Genomic DNA, 14,732 nt, shown 5'->3' on the forward strand with positions numbered 1-14,732 from the left:
GTCAGCCCTGCGACGGCGCCACGGAGGCGCTGTTCCAGCTTGCACCGGGGGAAGGGGCCTCTTCGATCTTCTTGCTCACACGGCTGCTGCCTTCCAGCGCCGCAAGATACTCAGGCGTCACACCACCGGTGATGTAGTTGCCGTCAAAGCAGGAACAATCAAATTGCTCGATCTCCGGGTTGCCTTCTTTGGCCGCCCAAATCAGGTCCTCAAGCTCCTGATAAAACAGCGCATCCGCACCCAGCTCTTCGCGAATTTCATCCGTGGTTTTGCCGTTTGCAATCAGCTCGTGTTTGGTCGGCATATCAATGCCATAGACGTTTGGATTGGCCACAGGAGGTGACGCGGAGGCGATGTAAACCTTTTTGGCCCCAGCTTCGCGACACATCTGCACGATCTTCTTGATGGTGTTGCCACGCACAATGCTGTCGTCAATCAACAGGATGTTGCGGCCTTCCATTTCGCGCGGAATGGCGTTCAGTTTGCGGCGCACGGATTTTTGCCGCTCTTCCTGACCCGGCATAATAAACGTCCGCCCGACATAGCGGTTCTTCACCAGCGCTTCGCGGTAGCGGATGCCGGTGATGTTGCTCACTTCCAAAGCCACAGGGCGGGCACTGTCTGGCACCGGAATGATTGCGTCAATGTCCAGCCCACTTGCGGAAATCTGTTTTGCCAGCGTTTTGCCCATGCGGATTTGCGCCTGATAGACGGAAACACCGTCCAGCACACTGTCCGGGCGCGCCAGGTAGACATACTCAAAGATACAAGGCGTCAGCTTGCCTTCCACCGCCTGGAACTCGTGCAGGTTGCCCTCTAGGTCCACCAGCATGGCTTCGCCCGGCTTCAGGTCACGCATTTTGTCAAAGCCATTGATGCCAAACGCCACATCTTCAGAGGCAAACGCATAGTCGTCCCCTTCGCCTTCCGCATCGCGTCGCGCCACTGACAACGGGCGGATGCCATGCGGGTCGCGGAACGCCAACATGCCCACACCAGCGATCAAGCACACAACGGAATAGGCGCCTTGCACCCGTTCCATGGACATTTTTACACCCGCAAAGATGTTGCGGATGGCATCCGCGCTGCCGTTCACTTTGATGGCGTCAGCCACCTTGTCCGCCAGCACGTTCAGCAGGATTTCACTGTCAGAGGTGGTGCGCAGATGGCGGCTATATTTCCCTGTCACCTTTTCGCGCTGCGCCTCGGTGTTGGTGATATTGCCGTTGTGCACAAGGTAAATGCCATAAGGCGCATTCACAAAAAACGGCTGCGCTTCCGAAGCTGACAGGCTGCCCGCGGTCGGGTAGCGCACATGCCCCATGCCAATACGCCCGGTCAGGGTCTCGGCATCAGACGGCTGGAACACATCTTTGACCAAACCATTGGCCTTGCGCTCGCGAAAGAAGCCCCCAGTGTAGGTCACCACACCCGAGGCATCTTGCCCACGGTGCTGCAACATCAAGAGACCATCATAGATCTCTCCAAAGACGTCATGGTTTCGGTTGGCGATCCCCAAAATTCCGCACACAGGCAGGGCTCCCTTCGTCAGGTTAGGCTAGGTTGAGTGAGGCTGCGCACCGAGGCACCAATGGTACAAGTCAGATCCGTCAGAGTCGCGGGCAGACAAGCCTTTTCCATGCGCGGTCTGCGCCAGCTGAAAGGGTGGTCATAACCACTGTCCACAGGGAAGCTCCGAATCCTGTTCTCGTGCTAGGCTCCTCTTAAGGGCTCATGAGTGGCATGTCACGAAAGGATCACAAAAGCTGTGACAATCTGCGCTCAGGTTTGTTTTGCCATGCGGATCAACACCAGAACCACCGCCGCGCCGAGCATCGATTGAAACACCGAACTGATGAAGCCTCCGCCAAAGGAAAACCCAAGTAAGGGCAAGGCAAAATTGGCCAAAATCGCTCCGCCGATGCCGAGGATCACATTGCCAACCAAGCCGAAACCACCACCCCGCACAAGTTTTCCAGCCAGCCAACCGGCCAAGCCGCCAATGATCACCGCACTGAAAATGCCTGAAAACAGCTGTGCGTCTGTGGTGCCTTCCATAGTGTCTCTCCTTAGGAACAGCTCAACTCAGCTGCGTTTCCAAATGTTTGATGCGTTTCTGAACCAGATCAATGTGCATGCGGGCGTGATAGGCCGTTTGGCGATAGGCCGGAGGCAATTTTAACTGCGAAATCCGGTGATCTACTTCTTCCAGCTCTTCGGACATGCCCGTCAATTCCTCTGCTGTGCATTTCGGCCCCATCTGTGCCTCAATTTCACGGATGCGCCCGTAGTGCTTCCACACCTGCCAGCCGCGGAAATAGGCGTAAATCATTGGCAACACCCGCAGAAGCGGTAGCAGCAAGAACAGGATGGGCAAGGTTAGCAGGAACAATCGATTGACCTGCGCCGCCATCCAATAGGGCAACAGGCTGTGCCAGGTGCTTGGCCCGTCTTCGATCAACTGTCGCGCCACGCTGTTTTCCGGGATGCCAATGCCACGTGGCTCCGGGAAAGTGCCACGCGGAGTCAGCACATCATGCCCGCGATGCAGTTCTTTAGCCGCCATGGTCAGCCGGTTGACCAATGCCGGATGCAAATTGGGGTCAATCACCAGCTGCGCTTTAAGGGCCAGCAATTGCCGCGTCTCAGTGGGTTGTACCGGGTTCAGTGAGACCCCTCCCGTGGGCACTTCCACCAGGTCTGCATAGTCCAAATGCCGGGCAATCGCATTGGTGTAGGACAGGTGTAAAATGTCGATGTCGTCATACCCAAAGGCCTGTCGTAGGTACGGCGCTTCGATGCTGCTGACAAAAAACGCCATGTCGATGTCACCGGCCCGCAACGCAAATATGGCTTGCGAGAAGCCCAGATCAACCAGAGTGTTTGCCCCCTTTGCCATGCCAACAGCGGATTGGAAGTCAGAAAAAGCCACCGCTGTCCCTGAGCCTGTTTTGCCGGCGGCAATTGTGAGATCGCGCCACAAAGCCGGGTTTGACGGAATATCATGACCGCTATGCGCCAGGAAAATCATCGGCTCATAAAACACGCCACCAATCGATTCTGCGGTGCCATCAACCACACCCACACCAGCTTGCAAAAACGCCGCATCAACCAGATTGCCAGACATCATCTCCGCGTTGTCCACGGAGCCATTGGTGTGCACAATCTGCACATCAATGCCGTCACGGGCCAGCACCTCCTGATACCGTTCCGCCATAAGCGTGTAGGCACCGCCTTGTGTCCCTGCCGCCAGTCTTACCGTGTTTGGAGGGAGTAACATAAACAGCACCAAGGACACACAAACGGCGAGGCTCAAGGTGGTGATGAATATCCAAAGTCGCATGGTAAAGCTGCCAAAACATTCCGATTTTTGCGACGGTATCCCCCCATCGCGTGGCAAACAAGTGCCCAGACCGTCGCGCAGCAAAAAGCCCGCAACCATGTGGCGCGGGCTCATGTCTTACTGATGTGGTGGCGCTTACTGTTCGCAGACGCCCACAAGTTCTTCATATTGTGTGGTGATCCAACCCAGCGCTTGCTGTGGGTCGCGGTCGTCAATCCGGCGCGTGATGCGGCTGAACACAGCGGCAGAGCGGCTGTCGTCCACCATCGCCACAGATTGGCTGGTGATCACGGTTTCATACACAAAGAAGGCAATGGCTACCAACAGGATGCCGCGCAAAACACCAAAGATAAAACCAAGCCCCTGGTCAATGCCGCCAAGCGCAGATCGCTGCACGATGGAGGAAAACAGCGGTGTGAACAGCGAAACCACAATCAGCGCCAGTGCAAACACACCGGCAAAGGCGGCGATGATCGACAATTCACAGCTGTCGGACAAATATTGCCCCAAAACCGGAATTTCTTTGACCATCGGTTGTAATGTGCCGGCAAACATAAAGGCCAAAATCGCGGCGGCGATCCACCCTGCGATGGCCATGCCTTCGCGCACAACACCTCGGCTATAGGCCAGCAGCGCTGAAACGATGATCACACCTGCGACCACGGCATCGATAATTGTGAAGCCTTCCATGTATTCTCGTCCCCTTTGACCGCCCCCGGCCAGATTTTCACTTTTTAACTCTCGGCCTGTCAGCCCGCTCCGAATACCTCTCCCACAAAGCTTGCCAAATCCCCAATGCGGTTGAGATTGATACCTTCAACTTTCGCGGATTTGCCACCTTTCGGAGCGATTGCGGACGTGAAACCAAGTTTTTGGGCTTCTTTCAACCTATTTTCCGTCTGACTGACCGATCTGAGGGCCCCGGAGAGGCTGATTTCGCCAAAAACCACGGTCTCGGCGGGTAGGGCGCTGTCCTCGCGCGCGGAGATCAGCGCACAGGCCACCGCGAGATCCGCTGCCGGTTCGGAAATTTTCATGCCGCCAGCCACGTTCAGATACACATCCAACCCGGCAAAGGGAATTCCGCAGCGTGATTCTAGCACCGCGAGAATCATCGCCAACCGTCCGCTGTCCCAGCCCACAACCGTGCGGCGGGACTGGCTGTGCGGCGAGGGTGCGACCAAAGCCTGCAACTCGATCAACACGGGGCGTGTGCCTTCAATGCCAGCAAACACCACGCTGCCGGGGCTTGGCGCACCGCGATCTGCCAGGAACAGTGCACTTGGGTTGGCCACTTCGGCCAGACCACGACCGGTCATTTCAAACACGCCAATTTCATCCGCCGGACCAAAGCGGTTTTTCACAGCGCGCAGAATCCGGAACTGATGTCCGCGCTCGCCTTCAAAATAGAGCACTGTATCCACCATGTGTTCCACCACGCGGGGACCGGCGATCTGCCCTTCTTTGGTCACGTGCCCGACCAGAACAATCGCCATGCCTTTGCGTTTGGCAAAAGCGGTCAACTCATGTGCGGCTGCGCGCACCTGACTGACAGAGCCGGGCGCGCTGGCAACAGAGTCGCTCCACATGGTTTGAATGGAATCGATGATCGCCAATTGCGGCTTTTCAGCTTCCAACGTGGTCAGGATATCGCGCAGGTTTGTGTCGGCAGCCAACAAAACCGGACTTTCGGTCAACCCCAAACGCTGCGCCCGCATCCGCACTTGTGCACTGGCTTCTTCGCCGCTTACGTAAATGGTTTTTACGCCTTGCCGTGCAAATCGGGCCGCCGCTTGAAGCAGCAACGTGGATTTACCAATCCCCGGATCACCGCCTACCAGAATGGCGCTTGCGGGCACCAGCCCGCCGCCCAAAACACGATCAAGTTCTTTCACGCCACTTAAGGTGCGCGGGGGAGGGGCCTCCTCGGTGCGCAGATCGGACAGTTCAATGCGCCGCCCTTTTCCCGTGCCCAGCGATGATCCTGATGGGCCAGCGCCAAACGGCGCCTCTTCCACAATGGTGTTCCATTCGCCGCAGCCTTCGCATCGACCGGACCATTTGGAAAACTGTGCGCCACAACTGGAGCAATTGAATTGGGTTTTGCTTTTTGCCATGTTCTCGTTTTGGACCACTACCGCTTGCGGGTCAAATGACTAATCGCCAGCGAGGCCAAAACGCAGGCGGAAAATAGGTACAATCCCCACCCGGTTTCCACTGTGACCCGACCGGCGCCTTTCACAATCACAACATATAGTGCGATCAAAAACACATCTGCCATGGCCAGTTTGCCCAGCCATTCCAGCGCCGGCAGCACCTTGCGCCGCATCATGCCAAATTGAATCAGCGCAAGCCCGATCACCTTCATATACGGCGCAAAAATGGCCAGAAAGGTTACAAGCAACGCCAGCGCGACGTCCGTGTCCCACAACGACTGTAGGCCGGACACAATCGAAATCTCGCTCAACCCAAACAGTGGCAACAGCCCGGCCCGCATCAATGGTGCAAACCAAGCGATGGGAAAAAGGATCAGCAAAGACAGATTGCACAGGCGCAAAGCGTGGGTCATGGCGTTAGAGCTATGCGCAACCTTTGGTCAACGCAAGCTGTGACCTTCGGGGAATTTTGTACCTCGCTTCCCGCCGACATCCTATTCTTGGAGGTTGCCTCACCGCCGCAAAACCACACGATGGCCGATCCGTTTAGGCGTGCGGCACCGAACTTTCCTGAACCCGATTTGCGCCATTTCCGTTTCTAACGCAGCACAGCGGTGAAAGTCTTTGGTTGCGACACCTGCGCGCTCCTAATCTTGCAGAGCCAAGTTCAGAAACTGCACAAACGGTCCGATCAAATAATCCGCCAATGTCATCTCTCGACCCGTAAAAACAAGGTGCACCGGCATGTCGTTGGTCAAGTTCAGGTAATCCCCCATTTCCTGACGCAGGTGATTTTGGTCCTGCGCGTTCATCACCGCGACCCCGTCATAGCCCACAACCGCGTTGTTCTGATCGCGCCGGGCTTCCGGTGACAGGGATGTCAGCGTGACGCGCACCTTAGGATGGTTGCGCTGCGGCAGGCCGGTCACGGTCAAATAGCCCTGCATCCCAACCCGGAGTTGGTCGATGGTCTGCGGATGGGCAAGGAAGGCCACATCCAATGTGTCCGACGCGCGCGCCAACGTCATAACTGTGTCGCCTTGCGCAATCACCATGGCCGCTGTGTCATAGGGCAGAGACGCCACGATGCCATCATCCGGTGCACGGATATCTGCCTGATCGATCTGCGCAGACAGCCGCAACATCTGAAGCCGTAGGCGCGGGATCGCCTCCTCCAGTTGCGCCTGCCGGTCCAGAATATTCTGGCGGAACTCCAACTTGTCACGGGCCAGCTGCAGCTTGGCCTGTGTGGCTTGGCTGTCCAAAGACGCTATCTCCGCCTGTTCTCGGGCAAGACTGGCTTGGATGTCGAGAATGCTCTCCTTAAGGGCGTCGGTTTCGGCTGTGCGCAGGGCGCCCCGATTTGCCAAAGTTGTGTAGCGGTCCAGACAGGCCTGCATCGAGGTCTGCCGGTTTGTGAGGTGTTGCAGGCTGGCGTGATGGCGCTCTGCGCGCTGCCGTAAGGAAATCTCCAATTGATGTGTCATATCGGTGCGCAAAGTCAAAACGTCCCGCCTGACCTGCATGCGCTGTAAGGCCAGCTGCGTTTGAGGCGCCAACAGACCAGCCTGTTGCGCCGTCAAGTCGCCGTCTAAAGCCGACCGCAGCGCGGTGCGCTCTTCTTGCATCGGCGCCAAAGTGGCCTGCATCTCACCTAGCTCGGCTTCAGCGTCCGATATGTCCAGTTGCATGAGAATTTGGCCTTTGGTGACTGTGTCATGAGGCGCAACAAGAACCTTGGCGATCTTGCCGCCAAAGCGGTGCTGAATGTCCAGGCTGGGCTTACGTGTGTGCAAGTGGCCACTTGCCGAGACCGACGTCGCAAGCGGCACAAGACAGGCCCAAAGACCCCAAATGGCCAGGACACACACAATGGTGTAGAGCCCGATCCGGAGCGGTTGGGTGACCTGAGGTGGCAGACCTCCATCAGACCTGGGGGACATGTGGGCCATCTCTGTACTCAATGTGCCGTCATCCCATTGAGCGGTTTGACGGCTGTGGAAAGTGCGGCGCGGTAAACCGATTGCCCGTCTCGGTTTTGCACGTCAAAGTCCTCGCTTAACTGGGAGAGCATGGCAATTGCGGCTTCGTCACGTGGAAGGTTTGACATGTTGGCCTCCGGTTGCCGCATCAGGTGTGCGACTCGCTGCACAGTTTTATCTGCCTGTGTTGTTCGGTTTTCCGTCAATGAGATTTCACACCGGTGGTCGTTGAGGAATCGAAACAGAAACACCGCCGTGCGTTGCGTGTCACGCGGGCCATCCTCCAGAGCCAGATTAAACAGTTCGCTGGCAATCAGTTCTGCCCGCTGTGACAGCGTGGCATCATTGCTACGGGAAAACTGTGCCCCAACCCAATCGGTGACGTCTTGCAAACTGGCACTCAAAATCGGCACTTCCAGCCGGCGGCGACCGCTGCTCATCCGGCCCAAAACGTCGCTCCGCGGGCCAAAGTCTGCCAAACGCCCCTTGTCGAGCGCCAACACGTGATCGGCCAGGCCCATGAGCCCTGATCGGTGGATGACCATCACAATAGTGGTGCGCTGCTTTTTGAGACGGGCAAGAACCGCGCACAATTGCCTCTCACCGGCCGCATCTAACAAAGCGTTGGGTTCATCCAAAAACAGGTAGCGCGGTTGATGAAAGATCGCCCGGGCCAGTGCCACGCGTTGCTTTTGCCCCGCTGACAACACAAACGGTGAGGCGCCAATATCTGTGTCATAAGACTGTGGCAGAGCCGAAATTAAGCCATGCACCCCGGCTGTCTGTGCCGCCGCGATCACCCGCTTGTCGTTTGGATCAGTGGCAAAGCCACAGATGTTGTCTGCGAGGGTGCCGTGAAACAGCTGTGCCCGTTGCGGCAGATAGCCAATATGAGCGGTTTGGCTGTCTGTCGGCAGCGTATCGACTGCTGTTTCGTCCAGCCAGACGGTGCCAATGGGGCAGGGCGTCACCCCGGCAAGTGCCTCTAAAAGCGTGGATTTGCCACTGCCGGAGGCGCCAACAATGGCAAGGCAGCTGCCTGGAGAGAGGGAAAAGCTGATCCGATCGAGGCGCGGCAGTGCGCCGCCGCCTCTGGGCGAGATCAGTCCTTCACATTTTAAGGCACCGCCCAACCCGTCAATTTCTGTGCCGGCCGGGGGCAGGCACACTGGCAATTCGCGCAAAGAAGCCATGCTTTGTCTGGCGTGTTTCAGGTCATGTATGCTGGCAAAAACCGCCTCAAAACTGCCAACAGTTTTGGTGAGGATCAAACTGGCAGCAATCATGCCCCCTGCGCTCAATGCGCCTTCCACCACCAATGCGGCCCCAAGGCTCAGTGCCAAGAGCTGTGTCAAGCTACGCAAATAAGTCTCCAGACTGGTGGTCGCGACACGCCTCGGGGTCATTTGATCCTGTAGGTGGCTGCGGTTTTTTTTGGCGGCAAAGAAGCGCTGGAACAGGTTTTGGCTCAGGCCGGAGAGGGCGGGGTGGGCTGACACTTTCTGCGCGTCGCGCATTGCGCAGGATTCGTGGTCTTGGGCCGCACGCAAGGAAGAGCGCAGGCCGGCACCCGTGATGTGCGACGTCAATCGAATGGCTGCGGCCAGCGCGATCAGCGCCGCAGCAAGGGCCGCAAACCAGGGATGGATCAGCCACAGAACCAAGGTGAACACCGGCAACCACGGCAGGCTGAGTACCGCGCGGGCCGCCGGACCTTCTAAAGCGGTGTTGATGTCGTTGACCTGTGCCAACAGTGGCTGTCGATGATTGAGCGGTTGGGCGAGGACCATCGGCGCGCAGAGCCGTTCGCACCAGCGGGCCGTGCGTTGCAGGCTGGTGTCGCGCAGCCCATCCACGAAGGACTGGAGCATAAGTGCCGTTGCGGCGATGCTCAGCAGCAAAAGTAAAGTTTGCAAGTTTCCGGTGGGCAAGACTCGGTCCAGCACCTGCATCATAAAAATCGGGCTGACCAAGATAGCCAGGTTCGAAATTGCACTCAGCACAAGCAACGGCGTGATCAGCCGGGTGATTTCATGCAGGGGCGCGCTCGTGGGTCCCGGCGCAGGTCCGTCGGTGGGGGCGACATGTGTTGACTTGGTCATGGTCACCTCACAGCAGGAAGTTGCTTTCATCCAGATCGCTGGGATCAACGGAATTGAGGATCAGCCTGTCGCCGCTATCCCCGCCGGTCAGACTGCTGAGATCGATGACGGTGGCCCATCCCTGATCCTGGATGTGGGCGGCTAGATCGCTGTATTGAAGGCCGTAGCTACTGAGATCGATGACGTCGTGGTCCACCTCAAAGTCATGGATCATGTCGCGGCCGCCGCCAGCCTGGGTGACAAAAGTGTCGGCATTGCCGTCTTTCCACCAATTGCCGCCCCAAAGATGATCGTTGCCGCTGCCTCCGTGAAGCGTGTCGGCACCGGTGCCGCCCACCAGCTTGTCGGTCCCGGACCCGCCATCAAGCGAGTCGTCTCCAAGGCGCCCGTGCAGAAAATCCCGCCCGGCATCGCCATGGCCCACATCATCGCCGGCACCAAGGATGACCTTATCGTCACCGCTGCCGCCTGAGGCCGTGTCATCCCCGGAGCCGCCAAACACCTTGTCGTTGCCACTGTCGCCATACAGCAAGTCGTCATCTTTGCCCCCTTGCAAAGTGTCGTCGCCGCCGCCGCCATGAAGGGTGTCGTCCCCGTCACCACCGCGCAGCTTGTCGTTGCCACCCTCGGTGCCGGTGATGGCAGGGTCGCGGATGAGCACTGTGCCGTCCGGATCAACCGGTGCAAAGGGATCGGGCGCGCGCGGATCCACCGCACCGTCGTTGCTGCCTGTGCTTTGTGCCTCCGCCATAAACTCGGCATAGGCGGCGCCATCGGCCCAATCAACTTCTACACGGTAAATAGCGCCTGAGGCTCCGGTGCTCCCATCCAGATCATGGTCGCCGCGGTTCAGGCCAAAGTAGAGATTGCCGTCCCCATCCAAAAAAACTGCGCCATAGGCCCCTTTGGGCATGCCGGCTGTCATCCCGTCATCGTAAAGCGTGGCAGTGATGTCGATGCTGGTGATTTGGGGGGCGCCGCCATTGGGCACATCTGACAGGTCGATGCGATGCACGGCCCCCGCCTCGCCATTGCGCCCCGGAGATTCCACCGCGTAAAAGGCACCGTCCTTGGCATTAAAGGCCACATCATAAGTGCGGCCGCCAAACAGGCCATTGGGCAGGTCAAAACTTGTCGATACCGGATTGCCACTGGCATCCAGAGAATTCACATCAATCATGGTGACACGGTTCAAGCTGCTCTGGAAAGTCCAGAGATTGCCTGCGTCATCAAAATCGCCAACATAGTCCGCCACCGGGGTTTCCCCCACCCGATAGGCGTGATCCTCGGCATCCACCATGACAAGGTCGCGGATCGAGACAGGATTGCCAAGTGCATCCACTCCGTTGGCCTTGGCGATACCATAGATCAGATCGTCCTCGGTGTTGAAGCCAATGGCATTGATGCGCAAGCCGGTTGGGTCTCCTGCGAGTTCATATTGCTCGGATTCCGGATCAAAGACGTTCAATTGCCCGTCGATCATCTGGAACAATTTGGATTGCCCAGGCGCAAAGGCCGCCACTTCTACCGTATCGCCGCCAAGGCTGACGTCCTTGAGATAGCTGAAGATTGGCCCGTCCATATTGATGTCAGGTCCACTGTTTTCCGGCGGCACCTCCCGCAGGGTTAATCCTCCGGCATCGCCGTTGCCACTCACGTCAAAGGTATGGGTTTCAAACACACCGGAGGTGGTGGAAACGGTGCCAATCACCTCGCCATTCCACAGCACCTCGACGCTGCCACTGGTGGCCCCCCCCGCCAAATTGGCCGCCAATTCGAAGCTGATGGTGTAAGTCTCACCTGCCTGCGTGGCGACGGATTGGGACAGCGCGCCCTCGGCACCCGCATGCCAACCAGCCTCGGCGAGTTGCCCCAATGTTGCGGCGCCTTTTGCGCCACCAGCTAGCAGATTGCCGTCTTGCAGGTCGCCATAGACCAGATCATCGCCGCTTCCCGCATTCACCGTATCTGCGCCCAGACCACCCAGGGCCAGATCATCACCAGATTCCAGATTGAGCACATCATTGCCCGCGCCGCCGTCCACCGAGTCGCGCCCGGTGCCCGCGTTCACGGTATCCACGCCAGCCCCGGACATCAGACTGTCATTGCCGCCGTTGCCCAACACCACGTCATCCCCTGCGCCTGTGCTGATCACATCATCATAGGCGCGGTTTTCGGCATCGCCGTTGCTGACAATGGCGTCCGGGTTATACACCCAGCGCCCGTCAACAAAGACCCACTCGCGTCCAACCATGTCGCCTGCAACAAGGTCATTGCCATCCCCGGAGGTCAGCGTGTCGCTGCCCGCGTGGCCGTTGACACTGTCAACGCCGTCGCCCGTGGTGATGCTGTCGTCGCTGGTTGTGCCCACAACTGAAGTGACCGGCGGCTGCGGCTCGTTCTCTGACATACCCGAACTACCTTTTACCAAAACACAGCGAACATTGTGAGAACAAAAGGTTAGGGAAAGGTAAATCAGCCTAGGACAGAGTTGCGAAATTTCGCTAAAACTGTGGTGATGTCGCTAGCGCACCGCCTCAATCGGCCCCTCTGCTGAGCCGGAAATAAACTGCGTCAGATAGGGATCGCCGCTGGCGTCCATCTGGCTCACCGGGCCGGTCCATTGGATCACCCCGCCGTGCAGCATCGCCACGTTGTCGGCAATTGCGCGCACCGAGCTCATGTCATGGGTGATGGTCATCGCTGTCGCGCCCATCTCCACCACAATCTCGCGGATCAAGTCATTGATCACACCGGACATAATGGGATCAAGACCAGTGGTCGGCTCGTCAAAAAAGATGATCTCTGGCTCCGCCGCAATGGCGCGGGCCAGGCCGACACGTTTCTGCATCCCGCCGGAGAGTTCAGACGGGTAGAGGTCGGCCACATCAGGCGTCAAACCCACCCGCCGCAGCTTCTCAATGGCGATCTCACGGGCCTCGTCTTTGGGACGTTTCAAGCTGCCCCGCAGCAGGCGAAATGCCACGTTTTGCCAAACCGTCATACTGTCAAACAGCGCGCCGCCCTGAAACAACATGCCAAAGCGCGCCAGAAAGGCATCACGGTCGCCTTGGGTGGCGTTCTGCCCATCCACAGTGATCGTGCCGCTGTCCGGCGTGATCAAACCGAGCACCGACTTCAACATCACCGATTTCCCGGTGCCGGACCCGCCAATGATCACCATCGAACTGCCCTTGGCAATCTTCAGGTTCACCCCTTGCAGCACCCGTTTGGGGCCAAAGCGTTTATGCACGTTGTCAAACTGGATCATGAGGCAAAAAACAGACTGGTGAGGATGAAGTTGGCCGCCAGGATCATCACCGCCGCGGCTTGCACGGAGCTTTTGGTGGCCCGACCAACGCCCTGCGCGCCACGGCCAGAGTGCATGCCCGCGTAGCAGCCCATCACGGCGGCAATCCCGCCAAACACCGAGCCTTTTACAAGGCTCGACACAATATCGTTGAGCTGCAGGAAGTCGGCGGTGTTGCGAATATAGGTTGCGGGATTGAACCCCAGCGTTTCGGTGGACACCAGAAAGCCGCCGTAGATGCCGATGACGTCGCCAATGCCGACCAACGCAGGCACCACCAGAACGGCAGCCATCACACGCGGGGCGACAAGGTATTTCATCGGGTGGGTTGATAACGTCACCAGAGCATCAATCTGCTCGGTTACCTTCATGGTGGCAATCTCGGCGGCAATCGAGCTTGTGACCCGCGCGGCCACCATCAGGCCCACCAAAACCGGGCCGAGCTCACGCACCATGCCAATCGCCACAATCTGTGGCACAACGCTTTCCACGGAAAACCGCGAACTGCCGTCATAGATCTGCAAGGCCAACGCGCCACCGGTGAAAATCGCGGTCAAGCCGACCACCGGCAGGCTCAGCCAGCCAATGTTGAATAATGCGCTGAGAAACTCTCGGCCATAAAACGGCGGGCGGAAAATATGACTCAACGCGCCCCAGACAAACAGCACCACCTCCCCAAAAGAGGTGAACAGTGCGATCATGCTGCGCCCAATGGCATTTAAAGGAGCCACAATCAGCTTCATGAAGATTTGTACCGCCGCTGATAGCGTTGGCCCATTGAGGTCAGAATTTCATAGCCAATGGTGCCGGCCGCATCCGCCAATGTGTCGACGGTTTGGTGTTGCCCAAGCAGCTCGACCTCACGTGGAATGTCGGACAGGTCAGTCACGTCGATGCCAATCAGGTCCATGGAAATCCGGCCAATCAACGGGCAGCGATCTTCGCCAGCAAAAGTGGCAACCTTACCGCTCATCGCCCGCAAAATGCCGTCGGCATAACCCGCCGCAAGCGTGGCCACTTTGCTGTCACGCTCTGCAATCCAGGCATTGCCATAGCCCACGCTTTCACCTTCGGCCACGTCGCGCACCTGAATCACTGGGAGGCGCAGGCTGGCCACCGGTGTGGCGTCCACAAACGGCATGCCGCCATAAAGCCCCACTCCCGGACGGGTCAGATCAAAGTGATAGTCGTCACCCAGCAGGATACCACCGGTTGCTGCAAGCGAGCGTGGCACATCCAGCCCATCGGTCATCTCTTTAAACGCGGCGAGCTGCTGCGGGTTCATCGGATGTTCGGGTTCATCAGCACAGGCCAGATGCGACATGATCAAAGTTGGCCCGCGCTGCAACACCAGCTCTTTCACCGCTTCCCATTCCGGCGCTTCCAGACCCAAACGGTTCATGCCAGTGTCCAGCTGCACGCCAAACGGATGCGCTGGCAGCGCCTCGACATGGCGCACAATCTGATCCACCGAGTTCAGCATCGGAGTCAGGTGCATGTCGCTGATCATATCGGTGTCGCCGCGCATGTGACCGCCAAAGATGTTGATCTCAGGGTCCGGGCCGACAGCCTGACGCAGGCTTGCGCCTTCTTCGGCGGCGGCGACAAAGAAGCGGGTCACACCGGCGCGCATCAAAGCCCGCGCCACGCGGTCCGCGCCAAGCCCGTATCCGTCCGCTTTCACCACCGCTGCGGTGGTCACTTCCGTCTGTGCATCCAACGCCCGCCAGTTGTTGATCAGGGCGTCGAGGTCGATTGTCAAAGTTGCAGTAGCCATGACGGTGTTTGTTGACGCCTGACCCTGCGAGGTCAAGGCCAAAGGCGGTGCGTTTTTCCCCG

At 58.2% G+C, this 14,732-nt stretch carries 12 protein-coding genes; all 12 read right to left on the reverse strand.

The features are described 5' to 3' along the window. Position 1: 1 nt before the first annotated feature. Positions 2–1,531 carry an amidophosphoribosyltransferase gene (gene purF / locus JXR15_RS14505; protein WP_422053923.1) on the reverse strand — a complete coding sequence of 510 codons (1,530 nt, stop codon included), beginning with the start codon at positions 1,529–1,531 and terminating at the stop codon, positions 2–4. A 251-nt stretch (positions 1,532–1,782) separates the two neighbouring features. Further along, positions 1,783–2,058, reverse strand: coding sequence for a GlsB/YeaQ/YmgE family stress response membrane protein (locus tag JXR15_RS14510; protein WP_422053924.1), 276 nt, complete (start codon positions 2,056–2,058; stop codon positions 1,783–1,785). A 22-nt stretch (positions 2,059–2,080) separates the two neighbouring features. Beyond that, positions 2,081–3,343 carry a TAXI family TRAP transporter solute-binding subunit gene (locus JXR15_RS14515; RefSeq protein WP_422053925.1) on the reverse strand — a complete coding sequence of 421 codons (1,263 nt, stop codon included), beginning with the start codon at positions 3,341–3,343 and terminating at the stop codon, positions 2,081–2,083. Between the two features lie 135 nt (positions 3,344–3,478). Beyond that, positions 3,479–4,033: a CvpA family protein gene (locus JXR15_RS14520; protein ID WP_422053926.1), complete on the reverse strand. Its 555-nt coding sequence runs from the start codon at positions 4,031–4,033 to the stop codon at positions 3,479–3,481. Between the two features lie 59 nt (positions 4,034–4,092). Next, positions 4,093–5,460 carry a DNA repair protein RadA gene (gene radA, locus JXR15_RS14525; protein ID WP_422053927.1) on the reverse strand — a complete coding sequence of 456 codons (1,368 nt, stop codon included), beginning with the start codon at positions 5,458–5,460 and terminating at the stop codon, positions 4,093–4,095. A gap of 17 nt (positions 5,461–5,477) precedes the next feature. After that, positions 5,478–5,912 carry a paraquat-inducible protein A gene (locus JXR15_RS14530; protein WP_422053928.1) on the reverse strand — a complete coding sequence of 145 codons (435 nt, stop codon included), beginning with the start codon at positions 5,910–5,912 and terminating at the stop codon, positions 5,478–5,480. A gap of 234 nt (positions 5,913–6,146) precedes the next feature. Next, a complete protein-coding gene (locus tag JXR15_RS14535; RefSeq protein WP_422053929.1) occupies positions 6,147–7,442 on the reverse strand; it encodes an HlyD family efflux transporter periplasmic adaptor subunit in 1,296 nt (431 codons plus the stop codon). Positions 7,443–7,459: 17 nt separating this feature from the next. Further along, complete coding sequence (locus JXR15_RS14540) at positions 7,460–9,583, reverse strand: ATP-binding cassette domain-containing protein (protein WP_422053930.1); 2,124 nt, start codon at positions 9,581–9,583, stop codon at positions 7,460–7,462. Between the two features lie 7 nt (positions 9,584–9,590). Continuing rightward, a complete protein-coding gene (locus tag JXR15_RS14545) occupies positions 9,591–11,993 on the reverse strand; it encodes a calcium-binding protein (protein ID WP_422053931.1) in 2,403 nt (800 codons plus the stop codon). Positions 11,994–12,107: 114 nt separating this feature from the next. Continuing rightward, positions 12,108–12,854 carry an ABC transporter ATP-binding protein gene (locus JXR15_RS14550; RefSeq protein WP_422053932.1) on the reverse strand — a complete coding sequence of 249 codons (747 nt, stop codon included), beginning with the start codon at positions 12,852–12,854 and terminating at the stop codon, positions 12,108–12,110. Then, on the reverse strand, positions 12,851–13,594 hold the full coding sequence (locus tag JXR15_RS14555) for an MlaE family ABC transporter permease (protein WP_422053964.1): 744 nt from the start codon (positions 13,592–13,594) through the stop codon (positions 12,851–12,853). The genes JXR15_RS14550 and JXR15_RS14555 overlap by 4 nt, the downstream gene beginning before the upstream one ends. Positions 13,595–13,632: 38 nt before the next feature. Further along, positions 13,633–14,670: an alanine racemase gene (alr, locus tag JXR15_RS14560; RefSeq protein WP_422053933.1), complete on the reverse strand. Its 1,038-nt coding sequence runs from the start codon at positions 14,668–14,670 to the stop codon at positions 13,633–13,635. Positions 14,671–14,732: the final 62 nt, after the last annotated feature.

Origin of the sequence: Shimia sp., from assembly GCF_049116215.1 — a bacterium.
Taxonomy (GTDB): Bacteria; Pseudomonadota; Alphaproteobacteria; order Rhodobacterales; family Rhodobacteraceae; genus Shimia.

Coding starts and splice junctions, on each gene's coding strand:
- JXR15_RS14510 (WP_422053924.1), bottom strand. CDS start 2,058: ATGGAAGGCACCACAGACGCACAGCTGTTTTCAGGCATTTTCAGTGCG.
- JXR15_RS14515 (WP_422053925.1), bottom strand. CDS start 3,343: ATGCGACTTTGGATATTCATCACCACCTTGAGCCTCGCCGTTTGTGTG.
- JXR15_RS14520 (WP_422053926.1), bottom strand. CDS start 4,033: ATGGAAGGCTTCACAATTATCGATGCCGTGGTCGCAGGTGTGATCATC.
- radA (WP_422053927.1), bottom strand. CDS start 5,460: ATGGCAAAAAGCAAAACCCAATTCAATTGCTCCAGTTGTGGCGCACAG.
- JXR15_RS14530 (WP_422053928.1), bottom strand. CDS start 5,912: ATGACCCACGCTTTGCGCCTGTGCAATCTGTCTTTGCTGATCCTTTTT.
- JXR15_RS14535 (WP_422053929.1), bottom strand. CDS start 7,442: ATGTCCCCCAGGTCTGATGGAGGTCTGCCACCTCAGGTCACCCAACCG.
- JXR15_RS14540 (WP_422053930.1), bottom strand. CDS start 9,583: ATGACCAAGTCAACACATGTCGCCCCCACCGACGGACCTGCGCCGGGA.
- JXR15_RS14545 (WP_422053931.1), bottom strand. CDS start 11,993: ATGTCAGAGAACGAGCCGCAGCCGCCGGTCACTTCAGTTGTGGGCACA.
- JXR15_RS14550 (WP_422053932.1), bottom strand. CDS start 12,854: ATGATCCAGTTTGACAACGTGCATAAACGCTTTGGCCCCAAACGGGTG.
- JXR15_RS14555 (WP_422053964.1), bottom strand. CDS start 13,594: ATGATCGCACTGTTCACCTCTTTTGGGGAGGTGGTGCTGTTTGTCTGG.
- alr (WP_422053933.1), bottom strand. CDS start 14,670: ATGGCTACTGCAACTTTGACAATCGACCTCGACGCCCTGATCAACAAC.